Genomic DNA, 16,440 nt, shown 5'->3' on the forward strand with positions numbered 1-16,440 from the left:
TTTATTTAATTATTATTCCTCTTTTTGATAAATAATTTTTTTCTCTTTTATTTCTTCAGGCAATGGTAAATCAAACTCACTCTTAGTTCTCTCTTCCCATATTTTTTCTATCTCACTTGGAGATACTTCTTTAATGTAACTATCTGATAACTTAATGAAATCATACTTTTTAGCTATTTCTTCATTATAAGTTATTAAACCTATTACATCTCGTTTTTCATTATAACCCCAGAGCAAAAATTCATCACCTTTATAAATCCCTTTAGTATCTACCCGATAAGCATTATTCAACTTATCAACTCTAATATCTTTAAAAAACCTATCCGAGTTATTATCTAATTCAAAACCTTTTAACTTTCCTAGTTCTTTAGAATATGATATTTCTCTGTGGTTTTCAATTTCAGGGTTTAAAATACCATGTCCGTAGTATTCGGTTATTACCATTTCTATTCCTTTATAAACAGTATATGTTCCTTTTCTTATCTTCATCATGGTAACTCTATAAATCTATTTTCTTTCGAATTAAATACTGCTCTTAATATCTCTGTTCCATCAGAATTAACCTCCCAAAGCTCTGCTCCTTCGTTAGGTGTATTGTAAGGTGTTTTCCACTCAGGTACTCCCAACCTACCATTATTCCCTCCTGTAAATCCATTTCCTGTATATGGTGCTTGCCCATTAGTAGTTGGTAGTTTAGGAACAGAAGCATTTGGTGTAAGTGTTTTGTATCTTATAACACCAAAACTTCCATCAGAAAGGTTAAAAAGAGTACCATTATAATCAAGTCTCATCCCATAAAAAACATCTTCAAAATTAGATAAGTGCTTTGCATCTTTGGCTGTGGTTACAAACCCACCTACAGCACTATAGTCTCCATCTAAGTATTTTTGAATATCTTTTTTGGGTAGCACTTTTTGCAAAATAGTATTACCATCTGGCAATGGTATTTCATTCCTTATAGCATCTATTTTAGACATCTCTACAGCTGACATTTCAGACAAATCATATCTTTTTTGTTGAAGTAATTTAAAATCATCAACACTTAAATTATGCTTACTTGCTAGTGAAGCAATATTGTCAGAAAAACCTGTTAAAGAATTTACATAAGATCTATTGAATTTAGCATTTTCCCCTAACCTATCTATACTTCTAAACCCTATTTCATCTCCTTTTTGTAAAATATCATTTTCTGGTATATCTCCTTTTTGTACAATTTGTGCACCATCTTCTTCAGGTATAACTTTCTTTTTCTCTAAAACACCATCAACATATCTTGCTACTTCATCTCCTCTACCATATTGATCAATTACTTTTGCATATTCTTCCTTTAAGTTTACTGTAACATCTCCTTTTTGTATCCCACTAAAAGAGACTGGAAGGTTTATATCGAAAAGCTTATCTGCTTCTTCTAATCCATTTATCAGCTTTTGTTTGCTCTCTGCTCCTGTAAATAATTTCTTTAATCCTTGATAAGAAGCTTCTCCTTTGTATGAAAACCTAGGGCTAACTTTAGCTAAAACTTCAAGGTTACTCTCTACGATTCTTATTTTTGGAAAATCTTCTAATACTTTCCATGCTTCTATTAAGTCTTGTCTTTGGAAATTCGTAGCTTTTTTAAAGAGGTCCTCTAACAGTTTATTTTCTGCCAAGTCATTTTTTAACTTACTAGGAAGATTCTCTAACCAGTTTGTTGAAACATTAATAGCAAAATGTTCATCTAATACTTTTTTTATCTCATCAGCATCATCTAAATCTCCTCTAGCTGATTCATATAATTCTTTGGTTTTAATTCTACTAGCTGTGATTTTGGCATCAATAATACCTCCTCCCATAAGTCCTAGCTGGAGATATGTACTATACTCTAGAAAAGTATTACAGAACTCTTTATTTTTTTGGCAATATTCTAAATCTCCATACTTAACCATCATAGAGAGGAAACTATTAGTTATATCAACTGTTCCCATTGTAACTCTTCCTACTTTATGTAAAGTGGATAAGTGCCTTAGTTTTGTAAAATTTCCTACTGCTGTTAGCGTAAGTGCTACATCAAACACTAACCCTGCCTGATCTAAACTTTTTGATAAATTATCTTTCTTTATAGTTCCTCCAAAGAAAATTGCAGGTATCTTTTTTGTTATTTTAGAAGTACCACTTCCTTCAAAAGTTACCTGAACAGGTTGAAAATAATTAAACTTTAAGTTAGCAATAATCTTACTTCCTCTCTTTTGTTTAATAGTAAAACCATCTGATAAAAAAACAGGATCTTCATAAGATACTTTTGGAAACCATGAGTTACCATCATAGTGTATCCAATATGGAGTTAAACTAGATTCTGTATCGGTTATTCTTTCTACATACTTAAAAGTATTAAGGCTTTCGTACTTACTTCCAATCCATAATTTATATATAGCCTCTATGAACCTTGTAAAGTTATCTTCATTTCCAACCCATAAGTTACCTGCAGTGTCATCACTTAATTGCATGAATAATTTTTGGAACACTTCTATGTCTTCTAATAAATACCCCAAAAACTCATTTGAGTAAGATGTTACATCTCCTTTTGGAGCTGTTTCTATGAGATCTAAAAATAAATCTTCATAATATTCGGTAACCCATTTCTTTTCTCTGTTAAGGTATTTTATAGTTCTTGCTATGATTTCAAACCTTTCTTTAGCAGTAAAATATTGTACGCCACAATTAGCTATACTTTTTATTTTTTCAAAGTCTTCCTCAGTAAACTCTTGCTTATTTTCATTTAATATTTCTACTAAAATTTGTTTTGATTCTTTCTCTATTTCAGACTTGTCTTCTGGAAATAAATATTTTCTTAATCTATTTAATGTTTCTGGAGAAGCTCCTGAATCATACCTTGGTGTATAGATTTCTACATTTTTATACAATAAACTAAAACGATCTCCTGGATTATGATTGTCTATTACAGCCTCTGTTAAACGTACTGGTTCATATACTGACTGTCCTTCAAAAGTTCCTTCTCCTATTATTATACCTACAAGACTACCTTTCCACCTAAAGGAATACTTTCCTTTCTTGCCAAATATATTGGTGTTAAATTTCATATATCCATCTTCTGAATTGATATATGCACATCTTATTATTTGGATAACCTTGTCTGTAAACTCTTCATCATTATACTCTCCATCTTCATCTCCTTGGAACCAATACAATTGTACATCTGGAGCATGCATTTTTTTCCAATCTAAATGATTTAGAACAGTTCCGCTACCATAATCCATTAAGAAGTTAGTTGCTCCCTGACCAAATTGATATTCATCCCAAGTATGTTCTAATCCAAAAATTCCGTGTCCTAATTCGTGTGCTAAAGTTCTTGATTGTTTTGCTACAGTAGTTGCATTTTGAGTAAACACAAAACCAAATTGTCTTTTTAACGGCATAAAACCTAACACATTAGCATCACTTATAGATAAATTGGTTACAAAAACATAGTATGTTTTGTCTGTATAATAGCTTTGCTGTTTTACATAGTTGTTAAACACCAATTGTTCATCTGTGTAATGTGATAAAACAGAACTATCCCCAATTTTTAAACTTCTATTTCCATCTATATCCCAACCATACACTTCATCTGGTAAAATACTTTGTCCTGTTTGAATATTTAATCGAACTCCTGCTTTTCTATATACTTCTGCTGCTTTTTCTTTTAATGCTTCGCTAATTTCAACACCTTCTCCAACTGGTATTAAAGTTATATTTATGCGTTCTAATTCTTTAGATGCTAAATGTGTTGTTATTAAGCTACCTGCTACATCATACTTCTCATTATCTTCTTTAGACTTTACGACCGCAAAAATTTCTTCATCTGCGTAATCGAACTTTCTCTTTAGTTTTAATGTTGCTTCAGTGTTATTATCATTCCAAGTAACTTCAACTTTAGCTCCATCTTTCGTTTTAAAAATGATGTCTTCTTTTGAAATGCCAGTATCATTAATAGTCACTTTAGCTGTAATAAAATCTTCGCCTTGTATATCTGATACTGCTTTATATGGTACTTTATACTTTGTACCGTTAGCTTCTAAAACTTTATACTCTTTTTCAAAAGTTACAGAAGTGTTTTCTGGTAATACATCAAAATAATATTCTCCAGATTTCTGAAAAACAACTGTAACTCCTGTTGCTGTTATTGAATTAACATTACCTTCTTCATCAATACCATTTGTTGTATTCTCTGTAACAACTCCTCCTTCAGCTCCTTCTTCTTTTGTAACAGTTCCATCTTCTCCTACCGACCATACATCTCCATTGGCGCTTTTTATACTTATATCATCATCACCTGGTATGATAGCTTCTTCTCCATTTGTTCCAGTAACGACGATTGCCCCGTTTGCATCTATTTTTACTTTATCTATTACAAAATCTACTTCTACTAAATCGTCCTTTATTCCATCATCTCCATTAATTCCATCAGAAATATCCACATCTACATCCACATCAGCTGATGCTCCTTTACCAAACTCTGGATCATACAATGTTACTATTTCTCCCTCAGCGAGTTGATTAGCTGTGTTTATTAAAATATTTGAAAATGTTACACCGAACTTAGCAAACTTTAAATAAGGTATTGCTACATAACCTTTTCCTGAAATTCTTCCATTTGATTGGCTTTGAATTTCACTTATAGTAATCTTAAAATCTCCTGCTGTAATTTCATCTCCTATATTTAACCCAGCATGTGGATTTCTATTTGAAATAGCAACCTCATCAGGTACTATACCGCAATTATAATTTGAGTCTTCATTTTGTATCAAATCTGTTGTTACGTATTGTAACTCTGAATAGTCACTAAACTGATAACTACATTTTCCTTTTACTTTGTACTCATAAGTAGTTCCTGGTTTTAAATTCCATATAGTTGCCCAACTACTGTTAGTTCTTTTGGTAAACCAATTAGCATTCGCCTTTCCGTTTTCTCTATATGCTATGATATATTCTGAAAAAACTGTTGGGTCTTGTTCCCAGAAAACATTGATCTTTGAAGTTCCTTTAGATTCAGCTGTTATATTTTCTGGTACCTGACATGGTGCTGTTCTTGAAAACCAAAAAACCTCACTATATCCTTGGTTTTTAAATAGCCCTATCTCTTCTAAACCTTGCAATGCTTTTGCTCTAACTCTCCATGCATATCTTCTTCCTGGCAATAGCAAAGGCTTGTCTGGTCCATAAATTAAGCTCGTTCTTCTAGTTGTTTCCTCATAGATAGGAATTTGTGACAAAAATGCTGTTTGAGGGTTTACTAAATTATCCCAAACTTCAACAATACTAAATTCGTACTCTACATTGCTAACATTAATATGACGGGGTGTCCATTGAAAAAAGATATTTTCAAAATCTTTAGGCTCAATATTACTTCCAGTTACCGGTGTATTAAGTATGGGCGGTTCATTTTTAAATACAAATACAACAGCACATTTCTTGGCTGATAATTTGGCTCCTGATATATAATCATACACCTCAAAACAAAAATTATAACTTCCTTCAGGTATTGTTTGCCCATAAACTGAAGAACTTATTCCTTGTATATTTTCAATTTTGTAATATGGTGCTAACTCTGTATTTCTTAACGTTAAAGGTATTCCTCCTTCTAAAAATAAATCTTGAGCACCAATAACAAAGTCTTTGCTTGAAAAACTTATATTACCTCCTTCAAAGTACGTTTTTAATCTTATTTGACGATTTGGTATTGTTAAATCATTTAAAAAAATTTGTACTGTTATCGGACTATTTAAACTAGTATCATCTGCATAATTATAAAAGTTAACTGGTGCAGGAGCTTTTACTCTTGGTATAATACTAACAGGAAACTGTTGAGCAAAAATGCTTTTTAAAAAAAACAATAAAAATGAGATAAGGAGTAGCTTTCTTTTCATACAATAAGGCAAAGGGTTAGTCTGTATATTTTAATTCATATTGACTCTCATCAATATGTTTTTCTGATTCTTTAGCAAAAAATTCTATTACAAAACCTTGCAAATATAATTTTATTTTCTTCTTTTTCTCATTCATTTTAAACATCTTATAAACTTTTGGTGCGTTTGACTCTCTAAACTCTTTGAGTACGTTTGAATCTTCTTCTACCATCTTAAAAGTTTTATATTCTTCTATTTTTGAAACAATCCATCTATGAACAAGTAACTTTTTGTGAGACCTTCTTAGTACTTGATTCATTTTGTTAAACTCAGCTTGTACGTCTTTTGGGTAAGAAGCTCTTTCTTTTGGAGTTTTATACCATAAAATATGTTTTCTTATTTCTTTCTTATTTTTCAAATAGTCTTGTTCAGTTGGATAATCTAAATAAATGGCGCTTTTATAAACATCTGTTAAAGCTTGATATATAAGTTCGTTATAATCTTTTAAATATTCTTTAGATTTATATATATCATCCAGTAATTGAATCACCTTTATCTTATATACTCTATTGTTTTTTTCTTTAGCTATTTTTATTCTTTCCTCTTGAAATCTCTTCTTTATTTCTTTAGGAATATTTTTAAAGTTTTTAGACTCTAATAATATATTAACTCTCGAACTTATCTCAGAAATTGTTCCTTCATATAGAGAGTCTTTATAAACAAACCTAATAGGCTTTTTAACCTTCTTTTCCTTTTTCTCTTTTTTTGTCTTTTCTCTTCTTTTAAATTTTAAATCCTTTGAATTAAAAATTCCAAAATTATAAGTATAACCAAATGTCATAGTTATACTTTTATTAGAGATATTAGTTGAATTTCTTAACTGAAAAAGTCCGTTTAAATTAAAATTATGTCTTTTGCGGTATACATACCTTCCTCCTACTCTTAAATTAGTTACTTGTCCTTCTCTATTTCCATTATGAATACTCTCATTATAACTTAATGAACTATTAAATTTTAACTTTTTTTCTAAAAACCCCTTAGATACTGATAGTGTTGGTCCAAAAATTAAATTTTCTTCTGATATACCTAATTCACTATAACTAGCATTAATAGCTCCTGAGACTATTAAATCTGAATCTGGATATCCCACTGTATACGCACCTGTTAAATTATAAAACGAAGAGGCATCTTCTTCTCTAACCTTATCTCCAATCTTATTTACAGCATCTTGAAAAGACAGACTTAAGTTTAAATTTTGTCTAATACTTGGTGTTTCTTTTAAAATATAATTTACATTCACATTTGCATTTTGCGAAACTTGGCTTATATTATCTTGATCTAACTCTTCTTCTATTTGAGATACACCATTAATAAAATCAAATTGATTTTTAATATTAGTAAAAGATTGAAAGTTAGAGTATCCTACATTAATATTTAATTTTTCACTCGCTATATACCCTAAGTTTAAAGAGCTTACCAATCTACTTAACTGAGTGGCTTTTTTATTATCAATATCATCATTTTGTAAACCGGCATTTAAATTTATAGATAGTTTATCTTTAAATATAGTTTGAGATGCATTTACTGTTAAATTCTCTAAATCATTATTAAAAAAATACCCTCCCAGTGTCCTGTAATTGGGGTCTATTAATTCATATCCTAACCCTACTGCTCCTCTTCCTACTTTATAAACTAAATTTAAATTATACGCTTTATAATATTGAGTTGTTGGATTACTTGACAATAAAAAAGATGCAAAATGATTACTTTCTCCTTCAACTCGAATATCTTCAGTTAAAGCTGATAAAGCCACTTCTCCTTTGAATTTTAAATCTTTTAAAAAATTTAGTTCTGTATTAAAACTTATTACCGTATTATCTTTAGGTAAAACTTCTTTTTCTATTGGGATTGGGTTATTTAGCGACTCCGTATCATCTTTCGCTCTAAAAAAAATAACTCCTGCTGTTAACTTATCAAACTTATATGAAGCTTTAATTCCATAGCCAATTCTCTTATAATTTGCTTCTCCATTTAAATTCTCTTCATTAAATTCTCTTTCTTTTAAGAACCTACCATACATTAAACTTATTTTTAGTTTGTCTTTAGGCGACAAATCAAAACCAACACCTGTAAACTGATGTCCGTTTAATGTATAAGGAGAAAAACTCATATTTATATCACCAATGTGTGCTGTTACCCATTTATAGCTTGGGTGAAGACTTAACCTATTAAAAGTAAATGGTGTATTTGCTTGAAATTTGCTGTTTGAATACGAAAAAGAAACTGGAATATTATAAACATCACTAATGTTTAGATTAACATTTCCAGACAAAAAATAGGTAAAAGGTTCTCTATTAGAGTTTCCATTATAATATATTGTATTTACCCCAACACCTCCTGTTACTTTAAATAATGACGACTTGCCTATCTTATCTAAATTTTGACTATAGATAAAAAGGGGAAACAATAAAAAAAATAGTAATGTATTTTTCTCTCTATTCAAACAATTTTAATTGGATAACAAAAGAAAGATTTTTTAATTCAAAAAACAATTTTACTCCTCACTTTTTAAAATATAATTAAAATACAACAAAAAACGCTGTAGAATTGACATTCAACAGCGTTTAAGTTTTTAGGTTATTTCCTCCCAAAATAGGGGTCGTAATAACTCTATAATTTATCTCCTACTATAGTTAGGTGCTTCTTTAGTAATCGCAACATCGTGTGGATGACTTTCGTTGATTCCACTTGCTGTGATACGAACAAACTTTCCTGTACTTTTTAAAGTTTCAATATCTTTTGCTCCACAGTATCCCATTCCCGCACGTAAACCACCTACAAATTGATGAATACTTTCTTGTAATTCTCCTTTGTAAGGTACACGTCCAACAATTCCTTCTGGAACTAATTTTTTAATATCATCTTCAACATCTTGAAAATAACGATCTTTAGAACCTTGTTTCATGGCTTCAACCGATCCCATTCCTCGATATGACTTGAATTTTCTTCCGTCATAAATAATAGTTTCTCCTGGAGATTCTTTAGTTCCTGCTAATAACGAACCTAACATTACACTGTCAGCTCCTGCAGCAATTGCTTTAGGTATATCTCCTGTGTAACGAATACCTCCATCAGCAATAACAGGTACACCTGTTCCTTTAATTGCTGCTGCAACTTCTACTACAGCAGAGAATTGTGGGAATCCAACTCCTGCAACCACACGTGTTGTACAGATTGACCCTGGTCCAATTCCTACTTTTACAGCATCAGCTCCAGCCTCTACTAAATATTTTGCTGCTTCTGGTGTAGCAATATTTCCTACCACAACATCTAATTGCGGAAATTTTGCTTTAACTGCTTTTAATACAGAAACCACTCCTTTGGTATGTCCGTGAGCCGTATCAATAATCACTGCATCTACTCCTGCATTTACTAAGGCTTCTGCTCTATCAACAGCATCATGTGTTACTCCTAAAGCTGCAGCCACACGTAAACGTCCATATGAATCTTTATTAGCTATCGGCTTTTGTGTCAATTTCGTGATATCTCTAAAGGTAATTAACCCAACTAATTTATCATCATCATTAACAACTGGCAATTTTTCAATCTTATTTTCTTGTAAAATAACTTCAGCATCTTTTAATGAAGTTCCTTCTGCCACTGTTACTAAATTCTCAGAAGTCATTACCTCAACGATTGGTCGTTCGTTATTTTTTTCAAAACGTAAGTCACGATTAGTTACAATTCCTATTAATTTCCCTCCTTCATCAACAATAGGTATACCTCCAATTTTATGCTCACGCATTGCTTGTTTAGCGTCTAACACTATTGAGTTTAACGATAAGGTTATCGGATCGATAATCATACCACTTTCGGCACGTTTTACTTTACGTACTTCAAGAGCTTGTTGCTCAATCGTCATATTTTTATGCAACACTCCAATTCCTCCTTCTCTTGCAATAGCAATTGCCATAGCAGATTCGGTAACAGTATCCATGGCTGCAGATACTATTGGAACATTGATTATTATGTTTCTTGTAAATTTTGTTTGGATTGAAACTTCTCTCGGAAGCACTTCTGAGTAGGCTGGAACTAATAAAACGTCATCATACGTTAATCCTTCTCCTACAAATTTAGATTGATGAGCTTGCATATGCAATCAATTTAGTGTGTTGTTAATTAATTGCATGCAAATATACTACAAATAATACAAAATAACCCTAAGTTATAGATTATATAAATGAATTTAACAAAAAAATAAAGAAACAGCTCTTTAAATAATTTTTAGCGAAATCCTTTTTTACTTCACTCTTTTATTTGATACGCTAATAACCAACTTTTATACGCTTATGGATTACACCTAATACCTTATTTAAAACATATTTAAATTTAATTATGCAAATGATTAATTATGGAAAATAGTGCTCCTGTAAAAGAAATAAAAAAGATACCCAATACAAACGATGTATATCCTAAAGTATCAAAAGAATTGATTACTGAAATTAACAATATGCTATCGTATGCTATATACAATGGTATCATAATCAACACAGAGGTTAACTCATTAATAGAAAGTAAAAGTTTAAATGATTTAATTAACGCTCATAATTTACTTGTTAAAAACATTGCCCCAGCAACTCCAAAATCTATTGAATATACTAAAACATTACGTTCTGAAGGAAACGGGAAATCTATTTTTAATAAACTTCCAGTGGTAAGGAATCTTATATTTTTAACTATTTTCTTTCTGGCTTTATTTATTATCACAGCACTTTCTCCTGAGGTTAACAATAGCTCATTAGATAAAGGTGTGATGGACAACTCTGGCCTTCCTTTACTATTAAATCTTTCTTTTTTAGCATCTATTTCAGGTTTGGGTGTTGTTTTTCATTTGTTAAAAAAAGTGAGCGATTCTATTAAAAAATCCACTATGGTTTCGGAAGAATCTATTTCATATATAGCACACATTATACTTGGTATCGTGGCGGGACTTATTATGTCAGAAATTATTTCTGTTTATACCTCCAATCCAGAAAGTATTGATCTTTTTAACAAGGGAGCTCTGGCTCTTATTGGCGGTTTTTCTTCCGAAGCTATTTTTAGTATTCTTCAAGGGGTTATAGATCGTGTTGAGTCTGTATTTATTTTACCAAAAAATCAAACGTGATAAAAACATATTAAATTGGGGAGAGAGAGGTTGAAACACCTATTGAGTAATATTTTCTAAAAGAAAATTATACTTATTTACAACTATACTAACCGAACTTAGGGTGTTACCAACCTCTCTTCATTTAAAAAAATTAAACCTATGAAACATTTTTATATAGTTATTTGTGCCTTCCTATTTTTCTCTTGTGCCAGTGTTCCTAGTTCTACGGCTACTCTTACGAAAGAAATTATTCAAGAAAGTGATAATATGCATCAATTAAATATATCATTGATTAATCAACTTTTTGAAGAACGCAAAGAGCGTATTAATTCTTTTATTGACAATAAATATACTCCTGCTCTATTAAAAAATTATGAAAAGCTACTTCCTGATTCTTTGGACTATAAGAAGGAACTTCCTAATATTTTAAACAGCATAATTCCTGTAATTAGTCATAAAAAAGATTCGCTTCAAAATGTATTGTACTTACAAAAACAGGACGTTTTAAATCAATTAGCTAATAATTATACAAATTATAACAAAGCGACTACTTCACTTCAAAATTTAATTAACTCTTTGGTCAAAATAAAAACAACAGAAAGTGATGCTCTATTAGCTATTGACAAGTTAACTGGAGATAAAGTTAATTTTAAAAAAGTTGAAAATACAATTACAAATAGCATTGATAAAACAGGAGATAGCTTAGATAAATTGATACAAATTGAAAAAGTAATTAATCAAAAATAACACATTTATGGATTCAATAAACTGGAATAATATAGCGCAGCAAGCTACATCACAAACCGATAATGAATTTAATCAGCAATTAGCTAACCTAACTAATTTGAAAGTGAGTGAAGTTGATGCTTTAATTAAGGAAAGTAAAATTACTAATGCTAATGCTGTTAAAACTTTAAAATTAATTGATGATGCCACAGCTTCTAACAACGAAAAAGCCAAGGCCTTATCAAATATTGAAAATGGCATTGGCTTTGTAATAAGTTTAGTTTCAAAACTAGTATAACACTATCTTACCTAAAGATAGTGTTTGTTTTAATAAATGCATTTTTATATCGTTCGCTAAAAAGTATTTTCTCTCCTTTCTCTAAGACAATCAAATTATCTTCAAAATAAATTTCTTTTATCCTTTTCATGTTTACTAAGAAATTTCTGTGTACTTGTTTAAAATCTGGGTTCGCCAGCATTTCTTTCAGCTTTACTAAAGATAATTTTATTAAGTAATTACCAGAATCGCATATTAAATTACAATATTTTTCTTTAACCTCCACGTAGTTTATCGAAGCTACATCAACTTTAACGACACTTCTTTTTTTCTTAATAAACAAATACGACGGACTTAATACTCCATTTTCTGATGTTAAACTAATGCTATTACCTTGTTGATAACACGACTCGATTGCTAACTCTAACGAGAAAAGTAATTCTAATTTATTATATGGTTTTAAAAGATAAATAAGTGGGTTGGTAAGTTTTGCTTCGTCAAAAACATCTTTTCCTTGCATACTCGTTAAAAACAAAAACGGAATATTAATTCCTTCTTTATTTAACCTCTGAGCCAAAGTTATTCCATCAGGTTTACCTTTAATCATTATATCTAATACAATGACATCAAAAAAACGATTTTTAATTAACTTTTCTGCTTCTTCTGCATTTTCTGCAACAGATACTTCATATTCATTTTCTTCTAAAAAAGAGGATAACTCAATAGCTTCTTCTTCTAAATCTTCTAACAATAATAATTGCAATTTTTTCATAATTCTATGCTTTTTGCATTAGGTAACAAAATTCTTATTGTAGTCCCCATATCCAACTCACTTTCTATGAGTAATGTTCCATGGTTTTTCTTTACCAGTGTTTGACATAATAACATCCCAAGCCCCACACCTTCGGATCTGTTTATTTTGTCAATACTAAGATTTTCTAATCTTTTTATTTTTTCTAATTTTTCTTTTGATATTCCATAACCAGTATCTTTTATTTCAATTACACTAAATTCTTCTGATTCTTTATAAGTACTTACATTAATTTGTCCGTTCTCTCCAGTATACTTTAAAGCATTGTCTAACAAATTTCGCAATACAATTTTTAACGATTCTTTATCTGCTTTCACTAAAATTGAAGCTTCAAACCTTGTTGTTAGCTCAATATTTTTAGCTTCTGCTATATTTTCAAAATTATAAACGGCTTGTTCAACTAAAGGTTTCAAAGGATACACTTCTGTATTGAACGATAGTTGATTATTTTGCTCTAACGACCAATGTAACACATTATTTAATAAATGACTTGTACTTTCTGTTAATGCAATAGCTTTATTGGTAGTTTCATCTATAGCATCATATTCTTTATTCTTTAATTGCCTTTTTAACTTTTCGTGTTGACGTTTAATCGTATTGATTGGTGAGCGCAAATCGTGAGATACTACGGAAAATAGATAGTCTTTCGTTTTATTAGCTACGTTAAGTTCTTCTTTTTGTTGAGTTATAAATTTATTTTTACTTTTTAGCTCTCTATAAATATAACTCAAAATTCCCAGAAAAACTAATAATCCAGAAGCTCCAATTACTAAACTCTTCTGTACTACTGCCTGACGTTTTAATTGTTCGTCTTGCAGTGCTATTTCTTTTTGCTTTTGTGCTACCGCTAATTGTTTGTCTTTTTCAGTAAGCTCCCAAATTTTATCGCGATTCCAAATAGAATCTTTCCAACGACCATATTCCATGTAATACTCTACACTTTTTTGGTAGTTCTTTCTATTCTTCTCTACAACCGCCATGTTTCTGGCAGAATTTTGCTTGAGCTCTAAATCAGAAAACTTTTTCGCTAAATCATATGCCTCTTTGAACAAGGGAATTGCTTCATCATCTAAATATTGATTATAATAAACATTAGCTAAATCCATTTTGGCAATTATAAATCTTGATGTATCCTTAAAATCAATAAACTTTAATGATTTTTCAAAATATATTTTTGCTTTATTAAATTCTCTTTTATGTAAATAACATAATCCTAAATTATGATATGCGTTTTCCTTTAAGTTTGAATTTTCTTTATTATTTGTTTTTTCCCATCTTAAATAATGCTCTATAGCTTTATTATATTCTTTCGTACTAAGGTAAATTAATCCTAACTTAGATTCCTTTACACCTCTAAACAACTCTAAATCAGATATATTATTTAAATTTTTTATTGCTTTTTTGTAAAATGATTTTTTTATTGCAGAAACTCCCTGAATATAGTTTAATATATCTCTCTTCATAAGATTTGTCTCAACCATCAATGTTTTGCCACTGAAAATATAACAAGAGTCATATTCTTTATTTTGATAAAACTTAAAAGATTTGCAAAACATGGATGATTTATTTTTCTTACATAAACTATCCACTTTTACTTTCAATAAATCTAGTTGAGACTGAGATTGAACTTGAAGATTAATATTAAAAACACTAAATACAATTAGCAGCAAACTTCTACTCATCGTCTTTAATAGGTGTAGTCACAGTACCTCTATCCGTTTCTGGATCATCATTTTCACTACGCACTAAAATAGCATCTACTGAAGGAGTTCCTTCATCTAATTGATAGGCAAATTGTACATAGTATAAATCGTATTGGCTTGCTACTTCAGCACAATTAAATTCTACTCTAAAGTCTCTACAGCTTACAGTATCATATCCACCATCTTTGTTTACAATTTGAGTTGGAGTAACTCCGTAGTAGTTTAAATACACTTCGTCTCCTTGTAGTTGTAATCCACTTGTGTTATCTACTGGATTTAATGTATTGTCTGGTAAATATGCTAAAACCGTTACGATATTTGGAGTTGCATTGTTTCCTGTTTCGACTCTAGACATGTTTACTAAAGGTCCTGTTGGTACATTATCTGCACTGATATTGGTATCAAACTTTCTAAAGTACTTTAACTCTAATGTAACTCCGTTAACGTTTACTGGGTTTTCCATGTTATTTTTTGTTTGGTTATTTGCTAAATTTACAATTATAAAAAGAAAAAAAAAATAGTTATTGATAAATTATCGGCCTATTAGATTGAAAATAGAATTTCCTATAACAATCACACCTCCTTATACTTTACCTATCAATAACTTACACATAAAAACATTTTACGACAACAACAAGAAAAACAATTTTTGCACCTAATATTTACGTTATACATTTTAGTTTACACTAAAAAATAAAAGGTGGGAGTAAATATTTACTCCCACCTTTTATTTTTTATCTTTTATCAATAACTTTAAAGTTATACACTTCCTTTCTAGTGTAAAAACATGTAGAATAAGCTCTATTCGATACTTCTTCTATTAAAGAATAACTGTTGTATTATAACAATTATTGAAACAGCATACACAGAAGTCATTAAAAAACCTGATATTATTACCACATACTTCATCCATGTAATACCAGTCCACATCAAATAAATTCCTCCAAACGTACAAATAATTGACACGAAAGGTTCTAACATTAAAAAAAGCTTGAGCTTCGTATGAACACCTGTAGTCACTAAAATAAGTGCCATTAAAAAGAATATAACAGACAATGATAAAATATGATTGTGTACTAATGTTTTTATTTCACCTGAAGATTTTTTAAACATCATTTTAGTAGCCTCTTCATCATTTTCATTTCCTAAATAACGTTCTTCTATCCCTTTTGGATTTGCATTTGTGGTATCTTTAACAAAAGAAATTCCTCCAAAAAAGCCAATACTTAATGTAGAGACAAAAACTAAAATTAAAAGTTTTAATTCTCTAGGAAACTGATGAATAACTCCGTGAATCTGCATTTACAGTACTTTATTTTGATGAAGAATAGTCAAATTTTGTAAAAATGTATTAATAGCAATTGTCATTGAAGAAGCTGAAATAGTTGCTCCTGAAATTGCTACAATATCTTTTTCATATTGCAATTTATCATTTAACGTTTTACCATTAAATTGTTTTAACCAACGTTTGCTTCCAATTTCTCCTCCGTAATCTTCACGGTAAATTAATACTTTTGCCTTAGCTACAATTAAATTCTTATCTAATAAAATTAAATAATCAAATTCATCTGTTTTACTAGGTGCTTTATCTATATAAACATACCCTATTAAATCATTAGTATCAGCAGTAATTTTAAACAACCTATCTCCTTCTATTTTACGAACCAATAAGTTGTTAACATCATCTGAAATCTCTATTTCATCTAATTTAAAGTTTTCAATATCAAAAGTTTTATTGATTTCTTTAGTTACTTTTTTTTGTAGTTTTTTAGGAATTGTAAATGATAATGTTCCTAAAATGGCTACAGCGCATAAAAAAGGAAAAAGTTTATGTATTTTCATGCTACAAAAATATTAGAATTGGTCTAAATAAAAAAACAAAAACGAACCAA

The 16,440-nt window shown here is 30.0% G+C and carries 12 protein-coding genes; 3 read left to right on the forward strand and 9 right to left on the reverse strand.

From position 1 onward, the window contains the following. Positions 1–12 precede the first annotated feature (12 nt). From DFQ07_RS00290 to guaB, 4 genes are all read right to left on the reverse strand, one after another. Positions 13–489 carry a hypothetical protein gene (locus DFQ07_RS00290; protein ID WP_166627683.1) on the reverse strand — a complete coding sequence of 159 codons (477 nt, stop codon included), beginning with the start codon at positions 487–489 and terminating at the stop codon, positions 13–15. Then, positions 489–5,903 (reverse strand): fibronectin type III domain-containing protein, encoded by a 5,415-nt coding sequence (locus tag DFQ07_RS00295; RefSeq protein WP_133534292.1) that lies wholly within the window; start codon positions 5,901–5,903, stop codon positions 489–491. Before DFQ07_RS00295 ends, DFQ07_RS00290 begins: the two co-directional genes overlap by 1 nt. Before the next feature lie 16 nt (positions 5,904–5,919). After that, a complete protein-coding gene (locus DFQ07_RS00300; protein WP_133534293.1) occupies positions 5,920–8,385 on the reverse strand; it encodes a TonB-dependent receptor in 2,466 nt (821 codons plus the stop codon). Between the two features lie 174 nt (positions 8,386–8,559). Continuing rightward, on the reverse strand, positions 8,560–10,035 hold the full coding sequence (gene guaB / locus DFQ07_RS00305) for an IMP dehydrogenase (protein WP_133534294.1): 1,476 nt from the start codon (positions 10,033–10,035) through the stop codon (positions 8,560–8,562). 258 nt (positions 10,036–10,293) lie between these two features. On the opposite strand from guaB, the gene DFQ07_RS00310 reads away from it, so the two are divergent. The 3 genes from DFQ07_RS00310 (at position 10,294) to DFQ07_RS00320 (ending at position 12,055) form a co-directional block, all read left to right on the forward strand. Next, positions 10,294–11,049 (forward strand): hypothetical protein, encoded by a 756-nt coding sequence (locus DFQ07_RS00310; RefSeq protein WP_133534295.1) that lies wholly within the window; start codon positions 10,294–10,296, stop codon positions 11,047–11,049. 141 nt (positions 11,050–11,190) lie between these two features. Beyond that, positions 11,191–11,778 carry a hypothetical protein gene (locus tag DFQ07_RS00315; protein WP_133534296.1) on the forward strand — a complete coding sequence of 196 codons (588 nt, stop codon included), beginning with the start codon at positions 11,191–11,193 and terminating at the stop codon, positions 11,776–11,778. Positions 11,779–11,785: 7 nt separating this feature from the next. Continuing rightward, complete coding sequence (locus DFQ07_RS00320; RefSeq protein WP_133534297.1) at positions 11,786–12,055, forward strand: hypothetical protein; 270 nt, start codon at positions 11,786–11,788, stop codon at positions 12,053–12,055. Positions 12,056–12,062: 7 nt separating this feature from the next. Here the strand turns inward: DFQ07_RS00320 and DFQ07_RS00325 are convergent, their stop codons facing one another. From DFQ07_RS00325 to DFQ07_RS00345, 5 genes are all read right to left on the reverse strand, one after another. Then, positions 12,063–12,806 (reverse strand): LytR/AlgR family response regulator transcription factor, encoded by a 744-nt coding sequence (locus tag DFQ07_RS00325; RefSeq protein WP_133534298.1) that lies wholly within the window; start codon positions 12,804–12,806, stop codon positions 12,063–12,065. After that, positions 12,803–14,308 (reverse strand): tetratricopeptide repeat-containing sensor histidine kinase, encoded by a 1,506-nt coding sequence (locus DFQ07_RS00330; RefSeq protein ID WP_166627684.1) that lies wholly within the window; start codon positions 14,306–14,308, stop codon positions 12,803–12,805. Before DFQ07_RS00330 ends, DFQ07_RS00325 begins: the two co-directional genes overlap by 4 nt. Positions 14,309–14,519: 211 nt before the next feature. Further along, positions 14,520–15,011: a hypothetical protein gene (locus DFQ07_RS00335; protein WP_133534300.1), complete on the reverse strand. Its 492-nt coding sequence runs from the start codon at positions 15,009–15,011 to the stop codon at positions 14,520–14,522. A gap of 338 nt (positions 15,012–15,349) precedes the next feature. Continuing rightward, positions 15,350–15,850, reverse strand: coding sequence for a hypothetical protein (locus DFQ07_RS00340; RefSeq protein ID WP_133534301.1), 501 nt, complete (start codon positions 15,848–15,850; stop codon positions 15,350–15,352). Next, positions 15,851–16,390 (reverse strand): FMN-binding protein, encoded by a 540-nt coding sequence (locus DFQ07_RS00345; RefSeq protein ID WP_133534302.1) that lies wholly within the window; start codon positions 16,388–16,390, stop codon positions 15,851–15,853. Positions 16,391–16,440: the final 50 nt, after the last annotated feature.

Source organism: Tenacibaculum caenipelagi, assembly GCF_004363005.1.
Classification (GTDB): domain Bacteria; phylum Bacteroidota; class Bacteroidia; order Flavobacteriales; family Flavobacteriaceae; genus Polaribacter; species Polaribacter caenipelagi.